The organism is Acidovorax benzenivorans, assembly GCF_028680575.1.
Classification (GTDB): Bacteria; Pseudomonadota; Gammaproteobacteria; order Burkholderiales; family Burkholderiaceae_C; genus Acidovorax; species Acidovorax benzenivorans.
On sequence record NZ_JAPCKI010000016.1, the window covers coordinates 101400 to 121612 of the forward strand.

At 65.9% G+C, this 20213-nt stretch carries 19 protein-coding genes and 1 pseudogene; 7 read left to right on the forward strand and 13 right to left on the reverse strand.

Going from position 1 to position 20213, the window contains the following annotated elements:
• Window positions 1–152 precede the first annotated feature (152 nt).
• The 3 genes from OIN59_RS20695 (at window position 153) to OIN59_RS20705 (ending at window position 2432) form a co-directional block, all read left to right on the forward strand.
• Complete coding sequence (locus tag OIN59_RS20695; protein ID WP_274113406.1) at window positions 153–1076, forward strand: LysR family transcriptional regulator; 924 nt, start codon at window positions 153–155, stop codon at window positions 1074–1076.
• Between the two features lie 141 nt (window positions 1077–1217).
• Window positions 1218–1670: a YiiD C-terminal domain-containing protein gene (locus OIN59_RS20700; protein WP_274113408.1), complete on the forward strand. Its 453-nt coding sequence runs from the start codon at window positions 1218–1220 to the stop codon at window positions 1668–1670.
• 189 nt (window positions 1671–1859) lie between these two features.
• Window positions 1860–2432: an EF-hand domain-containing protein gene (locus OIN59_RS20705; protein WP_274113410.1), complete on the forward strand. Its 573-nt coding sequence runs from the start codon at window positions 1860–1862 to the stop codon at window positions 2430–2432.
• Between the two features lie 63 nt (window positions 2433–2495).
• Here OIN59_RS20705 and OIN59_RS20710 read toward each other — a convergent pair whose 3' ends face one another.
• The 8 genes from OIN59_RS20710 to OIN59_RS20745 form a co-directional block, all read right to left on the reverse strand.
• A complete protein-coding gene (locus OIN59_RS20710) occupies window positions 2496–4145 on the reverse strand; it encodes a sensor histidine kinase (RefSeq protein WP_274113412.1) in 1650 nt (549 codons plus the stop codon).
• Window positions 4146–4472: 327 nt separating this feature from the next.
• Window positions 4473–4631 carry a DUF3309 family protein gene (locus tag OIN59_RS20715; protein ID WP_274113414.1) on the reverse strand — a complete coding sequence of 53 codons (159 nt, stop codon included), beginning with the start codon at window positions 4629–4631 and terminating at the stop codon, window positions 4473–4475.
• Window positions 4632–4789: 158 nt separating this feature from the next.
• Window positions 4790–6433 carry a DHA2 family efflux MFS transporter permease subunit gene (locus OIN59_RS20720; protein ID WP_274113416.1) on the reverse strand — a complete coding sequence of 548 codons (1644 nt, stop codon included), beginning with the start codon at window positions 6431–6433 and terminating at the stop codon, window positions 4790–4792.
• Window positions 6434–6445: 12 nt separating this feature from the next.
• Window positions 6446–7771, reverse strand: a complete 1326-nt coding sequence (locus OIN59_RS20725; protein ID WP_274113418.1) for an efflux RND transporter periplasmic adaptor subunit — start codon at window positions 7769–7771, stop codon at window positions 6446–6448.
• 71 nt (window positions 7772–7842) lie between these two features.
• Window positions 7843–9318: an efflux transporter outer membrane subunit gene (locus tag OIN59_RS20730; RefSeq protein ID WP_274113420.1), complete on the reverse strand. Its 1476-nt coding sequence runs from the start codon at window positions 9316–9318 to the stop codon at window positions 7843–7845.
• A gap of 41 nt (window positions 9319–9359) precedes the next feature.
• Complete coding sequence (locus OIN59_RS20735; protein ID WP_274113422.1) at window positions 9360–9881, reverse strand: MarR family winged helix-turn-helix transcriptional regulator; 522 nt, start codon at window positions 9879–9881, stop codon at window positions 9360–9362.
• A gap of 195 nt (window positions 9882–10076) precedes the next feature.
• Window positions 10077–10718 (reverse strand): zeta toxin family protein, encoded by a 642-nt coding sequence (locus OIN59_RS20740; protein WP_274113424.1) that lies wholly within the window; start codon window positions 10716–10718, stop codon window positions 10077–10079.
• A 6-nt stretch (window positions 10719–10724) separates the two neighbouring features.
• Window positions 10725–11066: a TA system antitoxin ParD family protein gene (locus OIN59_RS20745; RefSeq protein ID WP_274113426.1), complete on the reverse strand. Its 342-nt coding sequence runs from the start codon at window positions 11064–11066 to the stop codon at window positions 10725–10727.
• 147 nt (window positions 11067–11213) lie between these two features.
• Here OIN59_RS20745 and OIN59_RS20750 point away from each other — a divergent pair, with 147 nt between their 5' ends.
• Window positions 11214–12167 carry a ketopantoate reductase family protein gene (locus OIN59_RS20750; protein WP_274113428.1) on the forward strand — a complete coding sequence of 318 codons (954 nt, stop codon included), beginning with the start codon at window positions 11214–11216 and terminating at the stop codon, window positions 12165–12167.
• 12 nt (window positions 12168–12179) lie between these two features.
• Here the strand turns inward: OIN59_RS20750 and metE are convergent, their stop codons facing one another.
• Window positions 12180–14573, reverse strand: coding sequence for a 5-methyltetrahydropteroyltriglutamate--homocysteine S-methyltransferase (gene metE / locus OIN59_RS20755; protein WP_274113430.1), 2394 nt, complete (start codon window positions 14571–14573; stop codon window positions 12180–12182).
• Between the two features lie 108 nt (window positions 14574–14681).
• Between metE and OIN59_RS20760 the strand changes: the two genes are divergently transcribed.
• Window positions 14682–15608: a LysR family transcriptional regulator gene (locus OIN59_RS20760; protein WP_274113432.1), complete on the forward strand. Its 927-nt coding sequence runs from the start codon at window positions 14682–14684 to the stop codon at window positions 15606–15608.
• 1 nt (window position 15609) lies between these two features.
• Here the strand turns inward: OIN59_RS20760 and OIN59_RS20765 are convergent, their stop codons facing one another.
• On the reverse strand, window positions 15610–16017 hold the full coding sequence (locus OIN59_RS20765; protein WP_274113434.1) for a nuclear transport factor 2 family protein: 408 nt from the start codon (window positions 16015–16017) through the stop codon (window positions 15610–15612).
• 97 nt (window positions 16018–16114) lie between these two features.
• On the opposite strand from OIN59_RS20765, the gene OIN59_RS20770 reads away from it, so the two are divergent.
• Together OIN59_RS20770 and OIN59_RS20775 are read left to right on the forward strand one after the other, a co-directional pair.
• Entirely contained in the window at window positions 16115–16981 is an 867-nt protein-coding gene (locus tag OIN59_RS20770) for a LysR family transcriptional regulator (RefSeq protein ID WP_274113436.1), read from the forward strand.
• Between the two features lie 110 nt (window positions 16982–17091).
• Window positions 17092–18393, forward strand: coding sequence for a M20/M25/M40 family metallo-hydrolase (locus OIN59_RS20775; RefSeq protein ID WP_274113438.1), 1302 nt, complete (start codon window positions 17092–17094; stop codon window positions 18391–18393).
• A gap of 65 nt (window positions 18394–18458) precedes the next feature.
• Here the strand turns inward: OIN59_RS20775 and OIN59_RS20780 are convergent, their stop codons facing one another.
• The 3 genes and pseudogenes from OIN59_RS20780 to OIN59_RS20790 all read right to left on the reverse strand — a co-directional run.
• The gene (locus OIN59_RS20780; RefSeq protein ID WP_274113440.1) at window positions 18459–19427 is read right to left on the reverse strand and encodes a 2-hydroxyacid dehydrogenase; all 969 of its coding nucleotides are present in this window, start codon (window positions 19425–19427) and stop codon (window positions 18459–18461) included.
• Between the two features lie 64 nt (window positions 19428–19491).
• Entirely contained in the window at window positions 19492–19950 is a 459-nt protein-coding gene (locus OIN59_RS20785; protein ID WP_274113442.1) for a nuclear transport factor 2 family protein, read from the reverse strand.
• A 140-nt stretch (window positions 19951–20090) separates the two neighbouring features.
• Window positions 20091–20213 (reverse strand): annotated as a pseudogene (locus OIN59_RS20790) (5-dehydro-4-deoxyglucarate dehydratase); the annotation flags it as partial.

The window sequence follows — 20213 nt, forward strand, 5'->3', positions numbered from 1 at the left end:
TGTCTCCTGAAAAAGCGGGCAGTGATGGGGGCAAGATGCCCAAAACATCGCCATCCTATCTGTGCAGAATTGTCTGCACAATAGACAATGGTGCGCATCAGATTTGCAAAAATGCACATCGATGCTTTCCATCAACCCATACGGACCGCACCATGGACTGGGACAACTTGCGCTACTTTTTGGAGCTGGCCCGTGCGGGCACGCTGGTGGGCGCGGCGCGCCGCCTGGCGGTGGACCACACCACCGTGGCGCGCCGCCTGCAGGCGCTTGAAAAACAAGTGGGCTCGGCCCTGTTTGCGCGCGAGGCGGGTGGCCACCGGCTGACCGAGGCCGGGCGCGCCCTGCTGCCACAGGTCGAGGCTATGGAAGCAGCCTTTCTGGTGGTGGAAAACGCAGCACCCGGCGTGCGCCAGGGGTTGCAGGGTCTGGTGCGCATCGGCACCACCGAGGGCTTTGGCAACCTGATCCTGGCGCCCCAGCTGGCGCACTTTGCCCTGGAGCATCCGGGCCTGGTGCTGGACCTGCTGGCCCTGCCGCGCCTGGTGCACCTGTCGCGCCGCGAGGCGGACATCGTGATCTCGCTGGAGCGCCCGGCGCGCGGCGCAGTGCTGGTGGTCAAGCTCACCGACTATGTGCTGCAGCTCTACGGCACGCGCAGCTACCTGGCCCGGCATGGGCCCATCCACACGGCAGACGACCTGCGCGGTCATGCTTTCATCAGTTATGTGGACGATCTGCTGTTCAGCAAGGAGCTGCAGATCCTGGACGAACTGCACCGCCCCGCGCACTTTGTGCTGCGCAGCACCAGCATCCTGGCGCAGTACGAGGCTGCGCGCGTGGGGGCGGGGCTAGCGGTGCTGCCCGCCTTTGTGGCAGCCCAAGACCCATCGCTGGTGCCCGTGTTGCCCGGGGTCGCGCGGTTTCAGCGCACTTTCTGGATGTCCATGCCCGGCGACAACAAACATGTAGCGCGCATGCAGGCCACCTGGGCGTTTTTGCGCGAGGCGGTGGCGGCGCAGCAGGGGTTGCTGTTGCCGGAAGCCGGTGCTGTGGAGTCACGTGTGGATCGCGATTGATGGATAGGCGCCAGCGGACACTTCGTGTTGTGATTGCTTGCAACCTGGCTGGGCATCAAGATGCCAAGAGGGGCTCCACCCGTGAATAGGATCGCCTTGCCTTGTATCCCCGTCCCACCATTGAATATTGGACATCGTCTCGTGAACTCTCTCGAACTCCAGTCATATCTCCATCAACACATCCCCTTGTCCCTGGCCATGCAGGTCACGGTGGTCGAGGCGTCCCCTCATCAGGTGGTGTTGAGTGCGCCATTGGCCCCCAACATCAACCACCGCGAGACGGTGTTTGGCGGCAGCGCGTCGGCCGTAGCCATCCTGGCGGCCTGGTCGATGCTGCACGTGGGGCTTTCAGCCGAAGGGATGGGCAGCCGCCTGGTGATCCAGCGCAACACCATGGACTACTTGGCGCCCATTGAGGGCAGCTTTACCGCAGTGGCGCATGCTCCGGCGCAGCCCGCCTGGCAAGCGTTCACCCGCATGATTCAGCGCAAGGGGCTGGGTAGATTGACGCAGACGGCGATGCTGCACTATCAAGGCCAGGCCGTGGGATCGCTCTCTGGCGAGTTTGTGGCTTTCGGCCCAGGCCATGCGTGACAGCTTTGGGTGGCTGGGCTTTGACTCACGCGGGGCACCTATGCACGACGCGCCAAATTCGCCCCTTTAGGCCCCGCTGATTCCCCCATTGCCTGTGCGGCAGGCGCGTAACCTTGTGGCACAGGGCGATGCCGTGGACTCTGGATGGATGGGGCCACGAAGGCAGTCGCCACACAGGAGTTCATGGCGATGTCCCCTCTCATTTCCGGCCTCGCATCGGTGGCGTCGATGATTTTCAATGCGGCTTCCAGCGGCGCGGGCAAGGCGTCCGCGCGGCGAGGGGGCGAGGCTGCGGCGCCCGAGCCATCGGCCGTGGTCACCCTCAGCCCCGAGGCGCAGACGTTGGCGGGGATGGCTGGGCAGGGCATGCTGGCGACCCAGACTTCACCCTCGAGCGCCGTCACTGCTGCGGGGCGTTCGGCGAGCCAGGCCAGCCCGGCATTGCCTGGTGGCCGTGCGGCGGGGGCTGTGTCCAAGGACGATTTTCAGGCGCTGCTGACCCGTTTTGGCGCGACCGAGGATCAGAAGCAGCAGCTCACAGCGGGCTTTGATGCTGACAAGGATGGTGTCATCACCCACGATGAATTCGTGAAGGGGCTTGCACGCACCAAGGGCTCGCAAGCGGAGAACGATCCGTTTTCGCAAGCTGTGCTGCAGGTGATGGACCGTGCGGGCAATGCCGATGGCACCGTGGCGAAGGATGAGTTTGCTGCGCTCTCCTCGGCGTTTGCGTTGGCAGGACGGCGTGTGCACACAGGCTGAACTTCCTGGGTAGGCCGGTACCTGTACCGACGGGCGCCTGTGTTGTGTAGAGGCTGGCGGGTGTCAGGCCACCTTGGGCAGTGACAGCGATACCCAAAAGCTACTGCCCTTGCCTGGTTCGCTCTCCACCCCCAGGCTGCCCCCCATCCCTTCGACGAGGCGTTTGCACAGCGCCAGCCCCAGTCCGGCGCCCTCAAAGCTGCGCGTGGATGACCCGTCGACCTGCTCAAACAGCGTGAAGATGCGGTGCAGGTCTCCAGCCGCAATGCCGATACCCTGGTCGGTCACACGCAAGCGCCAAACCGTCGCTTCCGGGGTGTCTTGCTCGGTTTCAACGGCCAACTGGATGTGGCCCGCCGGGCTGAATTTCACGGCATTGTCCAGCAGGTTGACTAGCACCTGCTGAATGCGGTCTGCATCCCCTACATGGCAGGCATCGCTGCCCACGCCATTGATCGCCAGGAACATCTGCAAGCCCTTTTGGCGCGCCTGCGGCTCCAGCAGTAGCAAGGCATCCGCAGCCACCTCGGGCAGCGACAGTGGCGCAAACTGAAACGCCACCTGCCGTGTCTCCAGCGCTGCCAGGTCGATCAGGTCGTTCAGCATGCGCATGAGGCCTTTGGCAGCGTCCATCACATTGCTGAGCACGGGCTTCAGGCGCTCATCCTGTGTGCGGTTGCGTGCCAATTCGGTCATGCCCAGGATCAGTGTCATGGGAGTACGCAGCTCGTGGCCAATGTTGGATAAAAAGATGCTCTTGGTGCGCAGGGCGGCCTCTGCGGCTTCTTTGGCGATGGACAGCGCCGTTGTGCGTTCCTTGACCCGGGCCTCCAGGTGCTGCCGCTCTGCTTGCAGGGCCCGCTCCAGCTCCAATCGACCGGTCACGTCGCGGCCAATGCTGTGGTACCCGGCCGGGTGGCCTTGAGCGTCGCGGTACAGGCGGCTGGACATCTCGAACCAGCGGACGCCGCCATTGGCGCAGCGCATCGGCAGTGTCAGTAGCCGCTGCCGCTCGCGCACGGCCAGGTTCAGTGCCGCAATGCCCTCGGGCGCCACTGTCTGGTGGATGGAGCGACCAATGACCTCGTGTGCTGCGATGCCGCGTGCGCGCTCGTCAGAGGGGCTCACATACGCCACCGTCATGTCGGGGTTGATGCGCCAGATCACTTCTTCAGCACCCTCCGTCAGCAGCGTGAACTGCTGATCCCGGTCGGACAGGTGCTGGTACATGCGCAGCGCCTCGTCCACAAACAGGTAAAAACACAGGCTGCTCAGCAACAGGGCCAGCGTGAAGGTGATGAGCGCATGCGACGAATACGGCACCCTTTGCATGCCATTGCTACCCAATACGAGCGCCAAGGTCACCATCGTGTAGCCGATGCCTGCTGTCCGTCCCAGCAACAGGTAGGCAGCGCCCAGGCCGATCAGAAACCACACGGCGCGCAGTTCGTGACCCAGGGGCTGCCAGAGGGCGTAGGTGAACAGCGCGAGCCCGATGATGGTTTGAACGACCGCAACCGCTGCATACACCTGTGGCCAACGGCGCAAGGCCCACCACAGCGCGACCATCAGCACGGTGCCTGTACCGAGAGTGAGGCTCCATGACCCCGGGGTGACTACCAGTCCCGCAGAGCCCACGCCCAGCAGCAGCAGCCCAAAAGCCATATTGGCCAACAGAATCCCTTGGAGCAGACGGATTTGAAACTGCCGCATGTTGCCGACGGTAGAAGGTGGAAGAGGCATGGACGCAGGACAGACAGATTACTGGGTGAATTTATCGTTTGTATCAAATAAATTATAAAAATGCAATTTATATCAATTCAATATGTTGATTGGTTCACATTGATCATCTTTTGAGCGACGCTTGCGGCCGTATGGGTATGGTTTACCCGGCGGTCCGGTCAAGGCGCCCGCCACCACAAGGCGCATATGACAAAGGGCCCTCGAAGGGGCCCTGGGAAACACCCTTGGCGGGTGCTTGAAAGATGTTGCTGGCAGTGACGGGCTACGCCGCCTCTGCGCTGAGTGTCTAACGGTGGGTCATATCCGGCCCATGAGCAGCAGGATCACCAGGATCAATACGATCAGGCCAATCCCACCGCTGGGCCCATACCCCCAGGATCGGCTGTGACCCCATGTGGGCAGGGCACCTACCAGGATGAGGATCAGGACAATCAGCAGAATCAGCGAGAGGGACATGGCAGTTCCTTGGTGTGTTGGGGTCACTGCATTCTTGGGCGGCCGCGCCAGCCCAGCCGCAGGCGCTGGGCCTGCGCGCTGGTCAGGGTTTTCCGACAACGGGCGTGGGACTGCGGGTGCCGCTGCGGGCAGATGGGCTGCCGTTTGTTACCGCGAGTTCAGTGCGCGCCCGCAGCGTCTGCCGCCGCCGCACCTGCGGCGCGAGCCGGGCGTTTGGTTAGCCAGATCAAACCAATAAGAACCAGGAACAGCCCCGCCGAGCCCAGGAAAATGTCATTGGCCGCGCGGGTGAAGGCCTGCTGGTCAATGAGCCGGTTGATTTGCGCCAGCGCCTGCATCTGCGTGAGGCCCGAGGCCACGAGGCCGTCCAGCGTTTGCGCAAACACCCCCTGGCCTTGCACCAGCCCTTCGGTCAAATGCGCATGGTGCATGGCGGCGCGGCTCTCCCACAGCGTGGTGGCAATCGACGTGCCCATGGCCCCGGCGGTGATCCGCACGAAGTTGGACAAGCCCGCCGCGGCCGGAATGCGCTCGGGCGCAATGCCAGACAGCGTCAGCGTGGTGAGCGGAATGAAGAAGAACGCCATGGCCGCGCCCTGCAGCAGCGTGGGGATCAGGATGTGGATGAAGTCCGTCTGCACCGTGAACTGCGAGCGCATCCACAGCACGGTGCTGAACACGATGAACGCACCCGTAGCCATGCGGCGGGGGTCCCACTGGCCTACCTTTTTGCCCACCAGCGGTGTGAGCAAGATGGCGAACACACCCACAGGCGCCAGCGCCATGCCGGCCGAGGTGGCCGTGTAGCCCATCCATTGCTGCAGCCACAGCGGCAGCAACACCACGTTGCCAAAGAACAGCGCGTAGGCCACCGACAACGCCAGCGCACCAAAGGTGAAGTTGCGGCCCTTGAAGAGCTTCAAGTCCACCACGGGGTGCTTGTCCGTCAGCTCCCATACCAAAAAGACGGCAAACGCTACCACGGCAATCACGGCCATGGTGATGATCTCGCCCGAGGCAAACCAGTCCAGCTCTTTGCCCTTGTCGAGCATGAGCTGCAGTGCGCCCACCCACAGCACCAGCAGCGTCAGGCCCACGGTGTCGATGGGCAGTTTGCGGATGGGCGTCTCCCGCTTGCGGTAGATGCCCCACGTCAGCACGCCGGCCAGCAGCCCGACGGGCACGTTGATGTAGAAAATCCACGGCCACGAGATGTTGTCGGTGATCCACCCACCCAAGAGCGGCCCGACCACGGGCGCGACCAGCGTGGTCACCCCCCACAGCGCCAGCGCCGTGCCCGCCAGAGCGCGCGGGTAGCTGGCCAGCAGCAGGGTTTGGCTCAGCGGAATCATCGGTCCGGCCACCAGGCCTTGCAGCACGCGGAAGAACACCAGCATCTCCAGCGACGAGGCAAAGCCGCAGAGCCAGGAGGTCAGCACGAACAGCAGCACGCTCATGGTGAACAGCCGCACCGCGCCAAAGCGCTGCGTGAGCCAGCCGGTGAGCGGCACCGAGATCGCATTGGCCACGCCAAAGCTGGTGATGACCCAGGTGCCCTGGCCGGGGCTCACGCCCAGGTCACCGGCGATGGCGGGGATGGAGACGTTGGCGATGGACGAGTCGAGCACGTTCATGAACGTGGCCAGCGACAGCGACAGCGTGCCCAGCAGCAGGGCGGTGCCCTTGAGTGGTGGGTGGGCCACGGGTGGCCCTGCTGGTGGCCCAGAGGGGGCAGCCACAGCAGGGGCCGCCTTGGCGGGGGCCTGTTCTGCGTGGTCTGCAGTGGGGTTGGCGGCAGTCATGGTGCGCCCCGCTTACTGCACCACCGGGGATTGCATGGCGGGCTGCGCCGGGGCCGATGCATGCTTTTGCGCCTGCACTGCGGGCTGGCTGCTCACCTTGGGCGACGCCACGGCCACGGCGGCCTTGCCATTGCGCCCCAGGTTGGCGGCAATGATGTGGGCCACTTCGTCGTCGGCGGCCTTGAACTGCGCGTCGAACACAGCGGTGGCGGCCACGGGTGCGGTGCGCTGGGTGTCGGCCAGGCGCTTGCCGCTTTGGTCGGCGGTGTTCACTTTCACTTCCATCGACAGGCCTACGCGCAGCGGGTGGTCGGCCACTTCCTTGGGGTCCAGTGCAATGCGCACGGGCACGCGCTGCACCACCTTGATCCAGTTGCCCGTGGCGTTTTGCGCGGGCAGCAGCGCAAAGGCGGCGCCGGTGCCAGCACCCAGGCCCGTCACCGTACCGTGGTAGACCACCTTGGTGCCGTACACATCGGCTTCCAGCTCAGCGGTCTGGCCGATGCGCAGGGTTTGCAGCTGGCTTTCCTTGAAGTTCGCGTCCACCCACAGGTCATGCAGCGGCACCAGTGTCATCAGCGGGGCACCGGCCTGCACGCGCTGGCCCACTTGCACGCCGCGCTTGGCCACATGGCCATCCAGCGGTGCCACCAGCTGGGCGCGTTGCACGGCCAGATAGGCCTCGCGCACACGGGCAGCGGCGCGCTGCACATTGGGGTGCTGCTCGATGGAGGTGCCCTCGGTCTGCGTCTGGCTGGCGGCCAGTTGCTCTTGCGCGGCCACCACGGCGGCCTGGGCTGCGGCCACGGTGCTCTTGGCGGCAGCCAGCTGGGCGTTGGCGTGCTGGAACTCTTCCTTGCCCACGGCGCCGCTGGCCATCAGCGGGGCGCGGCGTGTCACGTCGTCTTGCATGCGGGCGGCGTCGGCTTGGGCGCGGGCCAGGTCAGCGTTGCGCAGGCTCACCTGGGCCTTGAGGGTGGAGTTGTTGGCAAACAGGGTGCGCACTTCGCGCACGGTTTGGGCCAGCTGGGCTTCGGCCTGCTCCAGCGCCACGCGGGCGTCGGCCGGGTCCAGCTTGACCAGCAGTTGGCCGGCCTTCACGTAGTCGGTATCGTCCGCACCGATGGAGACCACCGTGCCGCCGATTTGCGGCGTGATTTGCACCACGTTGCCTGCCACGTAGGCGTTGTCGGTGGTTTCGACATGGCGGCCATTGGCCCAGTGCCAGCCACCCCAGCCGAGGGCGGCGATGGCCACAGCGGCGGCAATGAGGGTGAGGCCCCGGCGGCGGGCGGTGTTGGCTTCGTTGGCGGTGAGGGGTTCGCTGGCAGCGGTCATGGCAGTGGTCTTTCGGGAATGTGTTGTTGTATGGTTTTTGTGTTCGTTGGTTGCTGTGGCTGGCCTTGGCCTCAGCGGGCTGCGGTGTGCAGCACCGCCGTGTCGTCCGTCCAACCGCCACCGAGCGCTTTCATCAGCACCAGGCGCGTGTCCAGCTGGCGGGCGCGCAGGTCTACCGCCAGGCGGCGCTGGGCCAGCACCTGGCTTTCGGTGCTCAGCACCACCAGGTAGTTGCCCAGGCCTGCGCGGTAGCGGTCTTGGGCAAAGCGGTAGGCTTTTTCTGCGCTGGCCACGGCATCGTCTTGCAGCGGTTGCTGGCGGGTGAGCGATTGGATGGAGGCCACGGCGTCTCCGGCTTCCTTCACCGCATCGAGCACGGCGCCGTTGTATTGGGCGATGGCGGCGTCCAGCTCGGCCTGGCGTCCCCCCAACTGGGCGCGCAAGCGGCCACCGTCAAAAATGGGCAAGCGCAGGGCAGGCGTGACACCCATCTGGCGTGAGCTGCCGTTGAACACCTTGTCCAACCCCAGCGAGTTCAGGCCGATGAAGGCGCTGATGTTGATGTTGGGATAGAACTCGCTGCGGGCACTGTTCACGCCCTGGGTGGCGGCCTCCACGCGCCAGCGGGCGGCCACCACGTCGGGGCGGCGGCCCAGCAGGTCGGCGCCCAGCACCTCGGGCACTGCGCTGGGTTGCAGTGCGGCCAGCTGGGGCGTGAGCTGTGGCAAGGCGTCAGGCGCCTGGCCCGTCAGCACGGCCAGTTGGCGGCGGCCCAGGGTGATTTGCTCTTCCAGTGCTTCGATCTGGGTGCGGGCGTCGGGCACGGCGCCCTGGGCCTGGGTCAGCTCGACCTGGCTGTCCAGGCCAGCGGCCGTGCGTTCCTGGGTGAGCTTGCGTTGTTCCTCGCGTTGCTCCAGTGCGCGCACGGCCACGTCGCGCTGGGCCACCAGCCGGGCCAGGGCCACATAGCTGCGGCCCACCTGGGCGGCCAGGGTGTTGGCGGCGGCTGCGGCATCGGCCTGGGCGGCACGGGCCTGGCCCAGGGAGGCCTGCAGCTCGGCGGCATGCTGGCCGAAGAAGTCGGGCGACCAGCTCAGCGAAGCTTGCACGTTGCCGCTGTTGTAGGTGTTGCCTGCGATGGGGGCGGGCACCAGCCCATTGGCGGTGTAGCGCTGGCGCGTGGCGTCCACGCCCAGGGTGGCTTGGGGGCCGTTGGCGGCCTCGCGCACTTGGCTCAGCGCCACAGCTTGCTCCAGCCGCGCCCGGCTCACGGACAGGCTGGGGTTGCCTTGCAGAGCCTGGTCGACCAGGGTGTTGAGCTGGTCGTCGCCCAGCGCCTTCCACCACTGGGAAGGCGCGGCGGTTTCGGTGGCTGAGGTGTTCAGGCCGACGGCCGACGGGGTGGTCTGCGCCAGCGGCGTGTGGCTGGGGCCGGGGCTGGCGCAGCCGACCAGGAAGAGGGCGGCGGCCAGGGCAATGGCCGACACCGCCAGGTGGGCAGCGAGGGCAGAGCGGGTGGTCAGCGGGGTGGGGGCGGTGGGGGTCACGGGCATCTCCAGGGGGCAAGGCAATAGGGGGTAGGCGTGGGTCAACCGGCGGTGGTGTCGGTAGGCGGTGTCTGCTGGCGCAGCGCTTCGCCGTTCGCCAGCATGCGGCGCAGCATGGACAGCAGCAGTTGCCATTCGTCGTGGCTGAAGTCGCAGAGGTGGCCGTTGAGCACATCGGCCAGCACGGGCGGGACCAGCGCGGCAATGCGCTGGCCTTCGGCGGTAAGTTGCAGTTGCACGACGCGCCGATCAACCGTGGAGCGCTCACGCACGACCAGGCCCTTGGCTTCCATGCGGTCGAGCGAACGGGTCATGGAGGCGGGGTCGGTCTCCAGGTCGCGCGCCAGGCTGGCCACGGTGGCGGTCTTGCACAGCGAGAGCTTGAACAGTGGCAGCCACTGCGCATAGGTCAGTTCGTGCGACGACAGCTGCGCATCGGCCTGGGTGCGGATGGAGGACATCACCTTGCGCATCAGGTAGCCCACGCTGTTTTCAGGCTGAAGCTGGGCGGAGCTGTAAAAGCCTGGGGCGGTCTGCGATGGCTTGGGGGAGCTGGTAGTCATGGGTGGCGAATTTAATTGACTAGACAATTATTGTCTTGGCAATTAGTAAGCGACCATGGCGCTAGCAGGGGTTTGTATGGGGTTATTTTTGCTATCTAAAAGATAGCTATTTACGCTTGATGGATAGGCGCTAGGGGCATATTTCGCATAAAACCGTGGCGCAGGTCATTTGCCAGCCTCCACGGCCGCGAGCGGCTACTGCCCGGTCAGGCGTTGCGCCCAGGTGGGCAGCGGTTGGGCCAAGGGGGTGGCCCCGGCGGGGGAGCACACCGCCACCAGTTGCGGCCCGGTGCTGGTGGCTTCGGCGGCGTCATACAGATACGACACATCGGCCTGCCGCACTGCCTGGGCCAGGTTGTCCATGGTGCGGGGGTAGCGGGCCAGGATGCGTTCGGGCGGTACGGTGTGCCCGCCTTCGCGCACACGCTGGGCCACGCGTTGCAGCAGCCGGGCCGGGTCGTCCAGTGTCACGATGTACAAGGCCACGGTGTAGCCGCAGCGCTGTGCTTCTTCAATCAGCGCCAGCTTGGAAGGGTGCGAAAACACGGTTTCGCTGGCGAAGTCTGCGCCTTTGTTCATCAAGGCAGTGCGGCGCGCATCGGCCCATTGGCGGGCGGCTTCGGACCGGGCTTCGGGGTCGGCCATGTGTTGCAGGTGCGCCTGTTCATACAGGTCGGCGTTCACAAACTCGAGCGGCGGGCCCAGGATGCCTTCGCGCACCAGGGCGCGGTAGAGAGTGGATTTGCCTGCGCCGTTCGGGCCCGCCAGCAGGTGGAACCAGCGGGTGGGCGTGTTGTGGCGGGGCGGTGGGGAGTGCTGCTGGGCGGGGGGCACCATGCAGTGTCAGGCGACAGGGGTGGCGGCTTTGGCCTGGTTCTCCAGCACCACTTCACGCACCCGCTGCGCGAGGGTACCGCGTGTTTGTGCTGCCAGCAGGCGGGCGGTGAGGGCGTCCACCGATGTGGGTGCTGCCAGGGTGGCTGGGCGCGTGGCAGTGGCTTCGTACTGCTCGATAGCGCTGCGCGCCTCTTGCACGCTCAGCCCGGTGTGCTCCACGATCTGGCCCAGCGTGGCCCAGTATTCGATCTGGCTGGCCACCGAGCGGCGCATGGGCTGCGCGGCCTGGCGGGCCTGCTCCACCAGGTGGGCGGGGAGCTTGACGGAAGAAAAGGCGGTGGCGGACATGGCGATCTCCTGATTGGCGCATTTTGCGCCAATCAGGATGGGGTTGCAATGAACGTGGTCAAGCGCCTCCGGTCGCTGCACGGTTTTTCCGGGCGATACCATGCGTTGACTTTCGTTCTTTCAGCCCCACAAACCTGCAGCCGCTCCATGACTGAATCCACCACATCCCCTGCCGCTCGTTCTGCCACCCTGCCGTTGCGTTTTGCTGTGATGGGCGCGGGCGCTGTGGGCTGCTACTTCGGCGCGTTGTTGGCCCGTGCGGGCCATGCCGTTACGCTCATCGGGCGGCCTGCCCATGTGCTGGCGGTTCGCGACAACGGCCTGCGGTTGCAGACGGCGGCGATGGACGTGCAGGTGCCCCTGGCGGCCAGCACCGAGGCCAGCGCCGTGGAGGGGGCAGACGTGGTGCTGTTCTGCGTGAAATCGTCCGACTCGGAAGACGCCGCGCAGCAGATTCGCCCGCACCTGGCGCCCGGCGCGCTGGTGCTGACCTTGCAGAACGGTGTGGACAACGACGAGCGCGTGCGCGCCGTGCTGGACGCCAGCACCCCCGTGGCAGCCGCTGTGGTCTATGTCGCTACTGCCATGGGCGGCCCCGGGCATGTGGTGCACCATGGCCGGGGCGAGCTGGTGATTGCGCCTTCGCCGCGCAGCGACGAGGTGGCCCGCCAGCTCACAGCGGCGGGCATCCCCACCCAGGTGTCAGACAACGTGCGTGGCGCGCTCTGGGCCAAGCTGGTGCTCAACAGCGCCTACAACGCGCTGTCGGCCCTGTCGCAGCAGCCCTATGGCCCGCTGGTGCAGGTGCCCGGCGTGACGCAGGTGATTGCCGACATCGTGGCCGAGTGCCTGGCGGTGGCGGCGGCCGATGGGGTGACGATTCCTGGCGATGTGCAGGCCGCCGTGCGCGGCATTGCCAGCACCATGCCCGGCCAGTACTCGTCCACCGCGCAGGATCTGGCGCGGGGCAAGCCCACCGAGATCGACCACCTGAACGGTTATGTCGTGAATCGCGGCGCGGCCCTGGGGGTACCGACGCCGCTGAACCACGCGCTGCAGGTGCTGGTCAAGTTGGCCGAGATGAAGCGCGCTACCGACTGAGCTGGCGATCGGTCAGGCCAACGCAGCCTCTTCCAGCAACCGCTCGCGCACTTCCTGCGCGGCCTGCACCATGTGGCGCAGGGCAGCCTCGGTCTCGGGCCAGCCCCGGGTCTTGAGGCCGCAGTCGGGGTTCACCCACAGGTGCTCCACGGGCACGACCTCGGCGGCTTTTTCCAGCAGCGCGGCCATCTCCTGCACGCCGGGCACGCGGGGCGAGTGGATGTCGTACACGCCGGGGCCGATCTCGTTGGGGTAGCGGAAATCACCGAACCCCTGTAGCAGCTCCATGTCTGAGCGGCTCGTCTCAATCGTGATCACATCCGCGTCCATGGACGCGATGGCGGGCAGGATGTCGTTGAACTCGCTGTAGCACATGTGGGTGTGGATCTGCGTGTCGTTGCGCACGCCACTGGCACTGATGCGGAAGGCGCGGGTGGCGCGCTCCAGGTAGCTCTTCCACCCCGCGCGGCGCAGCGGCAGCCCTTCGCGGATGGCGGGCTCGTCGATCTGGATGATGGCGATGCCTGCGGCTTCCAGGTCGCACACCTCGTCGCGGATCGCCCAGGCGATCTGGTCGGCCGTGGTGGCGCGGGGCTGATCGTCGCGCACAAAGCTCCACTGCAAGATGGTGAGGGGGCCGGTGAGCATGCCTTTCATGGGTTTGGCGGTGAGGCTCTGCGCGTACTGCGTCCAGGCCACCGTCATGGGCGTGGGACGGGCCACATCGCCGTAGATGATGGGCGGCTTCACGCAGCGCGAGCCATAGCTTTGCACCCAGCCGTTGGCGGTGAAGGCAAAGCCGTCGAGCTGCTCGCCAAAGTATTCGACCATGTCGTTGCGTTCGGCTTCGCCGTGCACGAGCACGTCCAGCCCCAAGGCTTCCTGCTTGCGCACGGCCAGGGCAATTTCTGCCTCCATCTTCTGTTGGTAGTGGGCAGCATCCAGTGCCCCGCGCTTGAAGGCGGCACGGGCTGCGCGGATCTCCGCCGTCTGCGGGAACGAGCCAATCGTGGTGGTGGGCAACAGCGGCAGCTTCAGCCGTGCGCGCTGGGCCTTTTGCCGGGCAGGGAAGGCGTTGGCGCGCTGATCAGCCCCTGGCGCGGCCGCGGCAATGCGGGCCGCCACGGTGGCGCGGTGCACGTGCGGGCTGGCGCGGCGGGCGGCCAGGGCGGTGCGGGCGGCGTGCAGTTCGTCGTCTACCGCCGCTTCGCCTTGCGACAAGGCGGTGGCAAGCACGCGCAGCTCATCGAGTTTTTCCACCGCAAACGCCAGCCACGACTTCACCTCGGCGTCCAACTGCGTTTCGGCCTCTAAGCTGAACGGCACATGCAGCAGCGAGCACGACGGCGCCAGCCACAGCTCGCCCTGGTGCTTGTCGGCCACGGGGCGCAGCTTTTGCAGCGCTGCATCCAGGTCGGTGCGCCAGATATTGCGGCCGTCCACAATGCCCACCGACAGCACCTTGTGCGAGGGCAGCCAGTCGGCCACGCCCACCAGTTCGTCGGGCGCGCGCACGGCATCCACATGCAAGCCGGCCACGGGCAGCTGGCAGGCCAGGCGCAGGTTTTCGGCCAGGGGCGAGAAGTAGGTGGCCAGCAGCAGCTTGGGCGCGCTGCGGGCCAGTTGCCAGTAGCTGGGCTCAAAGGCATGGCGCCACGCATCGGGCAGGTCCAGGCCCAGGATGGGTTCGTCGATCTGTACCCATTCCACGCCCTGCGCCTTCAGCCGCGCCAGCACGGCCTCGTACACCGGCAGCAGCGACTCCAGCAGGCTGAAGCGGTCAAAACCTGCCGCCTTGGATTTGCCCAGCCACAAAAAGCTCAGCGGCCCCAGCAGCACGGCCTTGACGCGGTGGCCCAGCGCCTGGGCCTCGGCCACTTCGGCAAACAGGCGCTCGCTGGCCAGGTGGAACTGGGTGTGAGCGCTGAACTCGGGCACGAGGTAGTGGTAGTTGGTGTCGAACCACTTGGTCATCTCCAGCGCGGGCTGGCCGGTGGTGTGGTGTGGGGTGGTGCAACCGGCGCTGCAGCCTTCATGCGCTGCGACAGCCTGGGCCGACACACCCCGTGCCATCGCAAAGTAGCGCGCCAGCTCATGGGTGTGGCCGTCAAAGCCAAAGCGCGCGGGCTCGCAGCCCAGCAGCTGGATGTGGTTGGCCACATGGTCGTACAGCGCAAAGTCGCCCACCGTCACAAAACCAAGGCCCGTATCAGCCTGCGCTTGCCAGTGCAACTGGCGCAGCTGGGCGGCGGTGGACTGCAGCTCGGCCTCGGTGCTGTCGCCGCGCCAGAAGGATTCGAGCGCGAATTTCAGCGCGCGCTGCGCCCCCATGCGCGGAAAGCCCAGGGTGTGCGTGGGCACGGGGCGGCGGGTGGCGGCTGTTACGGCGACTGCGGCGAGCGACATGGTGATTTCCTTCTTCTGAATGGAGCAATGCAATGAAGTCACCGATGGTCGCGCGGGCTCGTTTATTATTCAAACGAAAGTTTTGGTCGATCAACTTGAAAATTAATAATGAACCAGTCGATCCTGGAAGTTCGCCACCTGCGCACGCTGGTGGCCTTGCGCGATAGCGGCAGCTTGGTGCGGGCCGCGCAGCTGCTCAACCTCACGCAGTCGGCGCTGTCGCACCAGATCAAGCTGCTGGAAGACCGCTACGGCCAGCCGCTGTTTGAGCGCAAATCGGTGCCGCCGCAGTTCACCGCCGTGGGCGAACGCCTGCTGGCGCTGGCCGATGCCGTGCTGCCGCAAGTGGAAGGGGCCGAGCGCGACATTGCCCGCCTGGTGCTGGGGCAGGGCGGGCAGATGCGCATTGCGGTGGAATGCCACACCTGCTTTGACTGGCTGATGCCCGCGATGGATGCCTTCCGCACCCGCTGGCCCGAGGTGGAGCTGGACATCGTGAGCGGCTTTCACGCCGACCCCGTGGGCCTGCTGCACCAGGGCCGGGCCGATGTGGCCATCGTGTCGGAAGTGGATGCCGACGAGGCGGGCGTGGACTACCACGCACTGTTTGGCTTTGAGATCCGCGCGCTGCTGGCCAACACGCACCCGCTGGTGGCCAAGCCGCATCTGGTGGCGCAGGACTTTGCCGACCAGACCATCATCATCTACCCCGTGCCCGACGAAATGCTGGACCTGATCCGCCAAGTGCTGGAGCCCGCCGGCGTGCGCCCCCCGCGCCGCACCACCGAACTGACGGTGGCCATGCTGCAACTGGTGGCCAGCGGGCGCGGCGTGGCGGCGCTGCCGCTGTGGGCGGTGCAGAGCTATCTGGACCGGGGATACGTGACTGCCAGACCGATTGGCGACAAAGGCCTGCGCGGCGAGCTGCACGCCGCCTGCCTGCCCAGCCTGTCGGCCAAGCCGTATCTGCAGGATTTTGTGCAGGTGACGCGCGAGACGAGTTTTGTGACGCTCAAGGGCGTGGAACTCTTGTAGCCTAGTCGGGCGCGTACTTGTCGCCCACCTCTTCGCGCAGCGGGTGGGTGTCGTAGACGATGTTCATGTCCCGGATGCGCGTGCTGCCCGCGTCGAACGTGAACACATCCACGCAGGTGAAGGTCACCTCGCGGCCATCGTTCAAGGTCCAGTCGTAGCGAAAGTAGGCCGCCACGCGCACCGATCCATCCTGGCTGGGCTGCGCGGACGCAAACAGATCTAGCACCGTGATCACGCTGCCGCTGGAGGCCTGGGCGAGCTTTTTGAAAAAGTCGCTTGCGCGCATGCTTCCTAGAAAGGGCGAGTGCACCACGCCATCGTCTTCAAAGCAGGCGATCAGCCCATCAGTGTGGCTGGCGTGCAGGTGAGCGAGGTAAGTGCGGACGGTGTCGATGGGGGTAGGGCTCATACGCGGCGTTGCAAAGGTTGTGGAGTGGAGTGCGTAGCTTCGCCAAGTCCGCGCCGTGCGACAAGAGACAATGGTGGCTTATACATAAAAGGTGTTTATGTATCTGCGCTACCTGCAATACCTCCATGCGGTCATCGAGCAAGGCTCGTTTGCCTTGGCGGCCAAGGCCTGCGGCGTGTCGCAGCCCGCGATCAGCCATGGCATGAAAGCACTGCAAGCCCACTTTGCGCAGCCCTTGCTGGTGCGGGACGGGCGACGCCATGTGCCCACCGACCTGGCCCGGGCCGTAGCCGCGCAGGCCTTGCCCCTGGCACAAGGGGTGGAGGCGCTGCCCCGCGCTTCGGTGACTGCGGCAGACCGATACCTGCTGCGGGTGGGGCTCACGTCTTCAGCGGCGCTGGTTTGCGGCCCGCTGCTGTATGCCAGCTGGTGTCTGCCCAACGCCCGGCGCTCGCTGGAGATGGCGACGGCCGATGAAGGCAGTCTGCTGGAAGGCCTGCTACAGCGGCGCTTTGATGCGGTCATTGCCCCCAAACCGCGCAAGTTTGCGCACCCCGATGTGACGGAGCGCCCCCTGTACGAGTTGCATCCCCAGGTCTATGCGCGCAAGGGCCACCCATGGGTCCGTGCCCAGTCGCTGGCGCAACTGCAGGGCGCTGCGTGGGCCTGTGTGGGGCCCAGCGTCAGCGGGCCGGTGGATGTGTTGACGGAAGCGCACCGTGTGCGCCGCATGCCCGCGCCCAAGATGTCCGTGCGCTGCCCCGACTTTGCCAGCCTGTTGCACCTGGTGGCGCAGTCCGACCTGCTGGCTGTTGTGCCGCACCCTGCGTTGCTGGGCGGCGCGTCCACGCTGGTGGCGCCCCTGCGGCTGGCGGAATCTCTGCCGCTGTATGGCATGTGGCTGTTCGAACCCCGGGGCCACGAGTCACGGCTGGGCCCCGAGGTGTTTGCGCCTGCGGGCTGAGTCTGGCGCGCAGGCGCTGACCGAAACATTGCAAGGAGGATCAGTGTTTGAAATTGGTGTTGCAAGACTCCATAATCGCTTTCCTCATTCCTTCACCGAGCCTTTGCACCATGCACCATCCGCAGCGCCGCCCACACTCAGCCCCTTCGTTTGTCCGCCCCCTGATGGCCTCGCTGGCGCTGGCGTTTGCTGCCGCCGTGGCCCACGCTGCGCCGGTGGCTGACGTCCATGCACTGGCCCAGAAGGAGCAGCAGCCGCTGCTCGACACCCTGCGTGACCTGGTGCATATCGAGTCGGGCAGCAAGGACATCGAAGGCCTGAACCAGATCGCCGAGCGCATTGCCAGCCAGCTCAAGCAACTGGGCGGCACGGTGGATGTGCTGCAAACCAGCGACATCTACCGCCTCGACGATACCCCCGAGAAGGTGGGCCCTGCCGTGCAGGCCGTGTTCAAGGGCACGGGCAGCAAGAAGATCATGCTCATCGCGCACATGGACACGGTGTACCTGAAAGGCATGCTCAAAGGCCAGCCGTTCCGCATCGATGGCGACAAGGCCTATGGCCTGGGCATTTCGGACGACAAGCAGGGCATCGCGCTCATCATCCACACCATGGCCTTGCTGCAAAAGCTCAACTTCAAGGACTACGGCACGCTCACCGTGCTGATCAACGGTGACGAAGAAATCAGCTCGCCCGGCTGGCGCAGCACCATCACCCGCGTGGCGTCTGAACAAGATGTGGTGTTGTCGTTCGAAGGCGGCGGCACCGACGGCACGCTGCGCCTGGCCACCAGCGGCATTGGGGCGGCCTACCTCACGGTGCAGGGCAAGGCGTCGCACGCCGGGGCCAAGCCGGAAGATGGCGTGAACGCGCTGTACGAGCTGTCGCACCAGCTGCTGCAAATGAAGGACTTGTCCAAGACCGACGAGGGCCTCAAGCTGAACTGGACGGTTTCCAAGGCGGGCACCAACCGCAACGTGATTCCAGCCGAAGCCACGGCCCAGGCCGATGCGCGCGCGCTGCGTGTGGCCGATTTCGACGGGCTGGAGAAAGGCCTGCAAGAGAAGGTCAAGAGCAAGCTGCTGCCCGCATCCAAGGTGGATGTGAAGTTTGAAGTGCGCCGTCCGCCGCTGGAGGCCAGCGACGCATCCCGCCGCGTGGCGGGTTACGGCAAGGTCATCTACCAGGAGCTGGGCATGTCGCTCAATGTGGTGGAAAAAGCCACCGGCGGCGGCACCGACGCAGCGTTTGCGGGGCTCAAGACCAAGGGCGCGGTGGTGGAGGGCATGGGCCTGTCGGGCTACGGCGCCCATTCCAACGATGCGGAGTACGTGCAGATCAACACCATCGTGCCGCGCCTGTACCTGGCCACGCGCATGATCATGGACATCTCACGCGACCGCGTGAAATGACACGCTGAGCTGCCCCACACCCTCCCTGTGAGGGCAGCTGCGTTACGCAGGGCGCCGTGGCGGGCTCAAGCGCCCGGCGTGCCCGGCACCGGCGTCCGCACGGCGCCGGTTGCAAAGAAGGATTCCAGGTTCTCCAGCACCAGGTCGGCCATCGCCCGGCGGGTTTCGTGCGTGGCGCTGGCGGTGTGCGGTGTCAGCACCACGTTGTCCAGCGCCATCAGCGCGGTGGGCACGGTGGGCTCGTTCTCGAACACGTCCAGCCCGGCACCGGCAATGCGGCGTTCTGTCAGCGCGGCGATCAGCGCTGCCTCATCCACCACGCTGCCGCGCGCCACGTTGATGAGGTAGCCCTTGGGGCCCAGGGCGTTGAGCACATCGCCGTTGACAAGATGGCGCGTTCCTGCGCCACCGGCTACCGTGAGTACCAGGTAGTCGGCCCATTGCGCCAGTGCGGTCAAGGACTCGAAATAGGGCAGAGTGCAGCCCTCGGCCGGGCGGCGGTTGTGGTAACCCACCTCCATGCGGAAGCCGCTCGCACGATCGACCACGGCCTGGCCGATGCGGCCCATGCCCACAATGCCCAGGCGCTTTCCCGACACGCGACTACCCTGTGCAAACCGGGCCTTGGGCCATTCGCCACGGCGCACAAAGCGGTCGCTGGCGGCAATGTTGCGCGACACATCCAGCATCAGCGCAAACGCCATGTCGGCCACACAGTCGTTGAGCACGCCGGGCGTGTAGCCCACCGGCACGCCACGCGCCTTGGCCGCATCGATGTCCAGCGCGTCAAAGCCCACGCCAAAGCTGCTGATGACCTGGAGGTGGGGCAGTGCGGCGACGACCTCGCCCTTGACGCCGATGGCCGCAGTGGTCACCACCCCGGTGAACTCCGCGCCGTGCAACGCCAGAAAGGCCGCTGGATCGGCCTGGTCGGCCAGGCAGGTGACGCGGTAGCGCGCTGCCAATTCGGCCTCCAGCGCGGGAAGGGGCAGGCGGCCGATTTGCAGGATGCGGGGCGGGGTGGCTGTGGTCATGGTTTCGTTGTACAGGGTTGCCGAAAAGCCCAGGGCCGCCCGTTGTGGCCCTGGTGTGGTTACCTTATGCCGCGCGCACGGCCTGGCGTGCCAGCAGCTTCCACTGGCCGCCTTGCTGTTGCCACACGCCCAGGATCTTGATCTGCACCTTGCCGGGCTTGCCCGAGTCGTTGGTGTCGGCCGTGAGGGTGTGGCGCACGATGGCGGTGCTGCCCACGACCTTGATGGTCTGGTCGGAGATGGCGATGGTCACGAAGTCGGACTTTCCTGCAACCAAGTCACCGATGAAACTGTCTTTGGTGTCCACGCGGTCGCTCGAGTGGCCGTAGCTCAGGTCGTCGGCGACGAGAGCAGTCAGCGCGGCGGGTGTGGGGTCAATCATGGCCACGCGCAGCTTTTCTGCCGCCGCTGCCACCAATGGCTCGGACGATGCCGAAGATGCGGCGAGTGCGCTGGCAGCGCAGCCCGTCAGTGCGGCAATGGCCACGGCGGCGGCCGTGGCGAGAACGAGTTGCTTGAACATCTTGTCTGTCTCCGTTGTGGTGTTGTGTTGGGGGATGTGCGTGCCACGACTGCACCACGCGCCTGTGCACGGCCAAGCGCGTAGTGGAATGCAACAAAACAAAGAAAAAGGGCCTGGCTTGCCAGGCCCTTTGGGGGCGCTTACTGCGGCCCGAGCTTGTCGATCAACGCCTTGAGCTCTTCCATCTCATGGGGCTTCAGGTCCACCAGCGGCGCACGCACCGGCCCACCGTCATGGCCCACGATGCGGGCACCCGCCTTGAT

What these genes read in the sequence shown, in the direction of transcription:
- metE (WP_274113430.1), bottom strand. Translation starts at nt 14,573, where the DNA reads ATGTCGCTCGCCGCAGTCGCCGTAACAGCCGCCACCCGCCGCCCCGTG.
- OIN59_RS20785 (WP_274113442.1), bottom strand. Translation starts at nt 19,950, where the DNA reads ATGTTCAAGCAACTCGTTCTCGCCACGGCCGCCGCCGTGGCCATTGCC.
- OIN59_RS20770 (WP_274113436.1), top strand. Translation starts at nt 16,115, where the DNA reads ATGTATCTGCGCTACCTGCAATACCTCCATGCGGTCATCGAGCAAGGC.
- OIN59_RS20740 (WP_274113424.1), bottom strand. Translation starts at nt 10,718, where the DNA reads ATGGTGCCCCCCGCCCAGCAGCACTCCCCACCGCCCCGCCACAACACG.
- OIN59_RS20750 (WP_274113428.1), top strand. Translation starts at nt 11,214, where the DNA reads ATGACTGAATCCACCACATCCCCTGCCGCTCGTTCTGCCACCCTGCCG.
- OIN59_RS20780 (WP_274113440.1), bottom strand. Translation starts at nt 19,427, where the DNA reads ATGACCACAGCCACCCCGCCCCGCATCCTGCAAATCGGCCGCCTGCCC.
- OIN59_RS20695 (WP_274113406.1), top strand. Translation starts at nt 153, where the DNA reads ATGGACTGGGACAACTTGCGCTACTTTTTGGAGCTGGCCCGTGCGGGC.
- OIN59_RS20720 (WP_274113416.1), bottom strand. Translation starts at nt 6,433, where the DNA reads ATGACTGCCGCCAACCCCACTGCAGACCACGCAGAACAGGCCCCCGCC.
- OIN59_RS20710 (WP_274113412.1), bottom strand. Translation starts at nt 4,145, where the DNA reads ATGCGGCAGTTTCAAATCCGTCTGCTCCAAGGGATTCTGTTGGCCAAT.
- OIN59_RS20715 (WP_274113414.1), bottom strand. Translation starts at nt 4,631, where the DNA reads ATGTCCCTCTCGCTGATTCTGCTGATTGTCCTGATCCTCATCCTGGTA.
- OIN59_RS20765 (WP_274113434.1), bottom strand. Translation starts at nt 16,017, where the DNA reads ATGAGCCCTACCCCCATCGACACCGTCCGCACTTACCTCGCTCACCTG.
- OIN59_RS20775 (WP_274113438.1), top strand. Translation starts at nt 17,092, where the DNA reads ATGCACCATCCGCAGCGCCGCCCACACTCAGCCCCTTCGTTTGTCCGC.
- OIN59_RS20745 (WP_274113426.1), bottom strand. Translation starts at nt 11,066, where the DNA reads ATGTCCGCCACCGCCTTTTCTTCCGTCAAGCTCCCCGCCCACCTGGTG.
- OIN59_RS20725 (WP_274113418.1), bottom strand. Translation starts at nt 7,771, where the DNA reads ATGACCGCTGCCAGCGAACCCCTCACCGCCAACGAAGCCAACACCGCC.
- OIN59_RS20735 (WP_274113422.1), bottom strand. Translation starts at nt 9,881, where the DNA reads ATGACTACCAGCTCCCCCAAGCCATCGCAGACCGCCCCAGGCTTTTAC.
- OIN59_RS20760 (WP_274113432.1), top strand. Translation starts at nt 14,682, where the DNA reads ATGAACCAGTCGATCCTGGAAGTTCGCCACCTGCGCACGCTGGTGGCC.
- OIN59_RS20705 (WP_274113410.1), top strand. Translation starts at nt 1,860, where the DNA reads ATGTCCCCTCTCATTTCCGGCCTCGCATCGGTGGCGTCGATGATTTTC.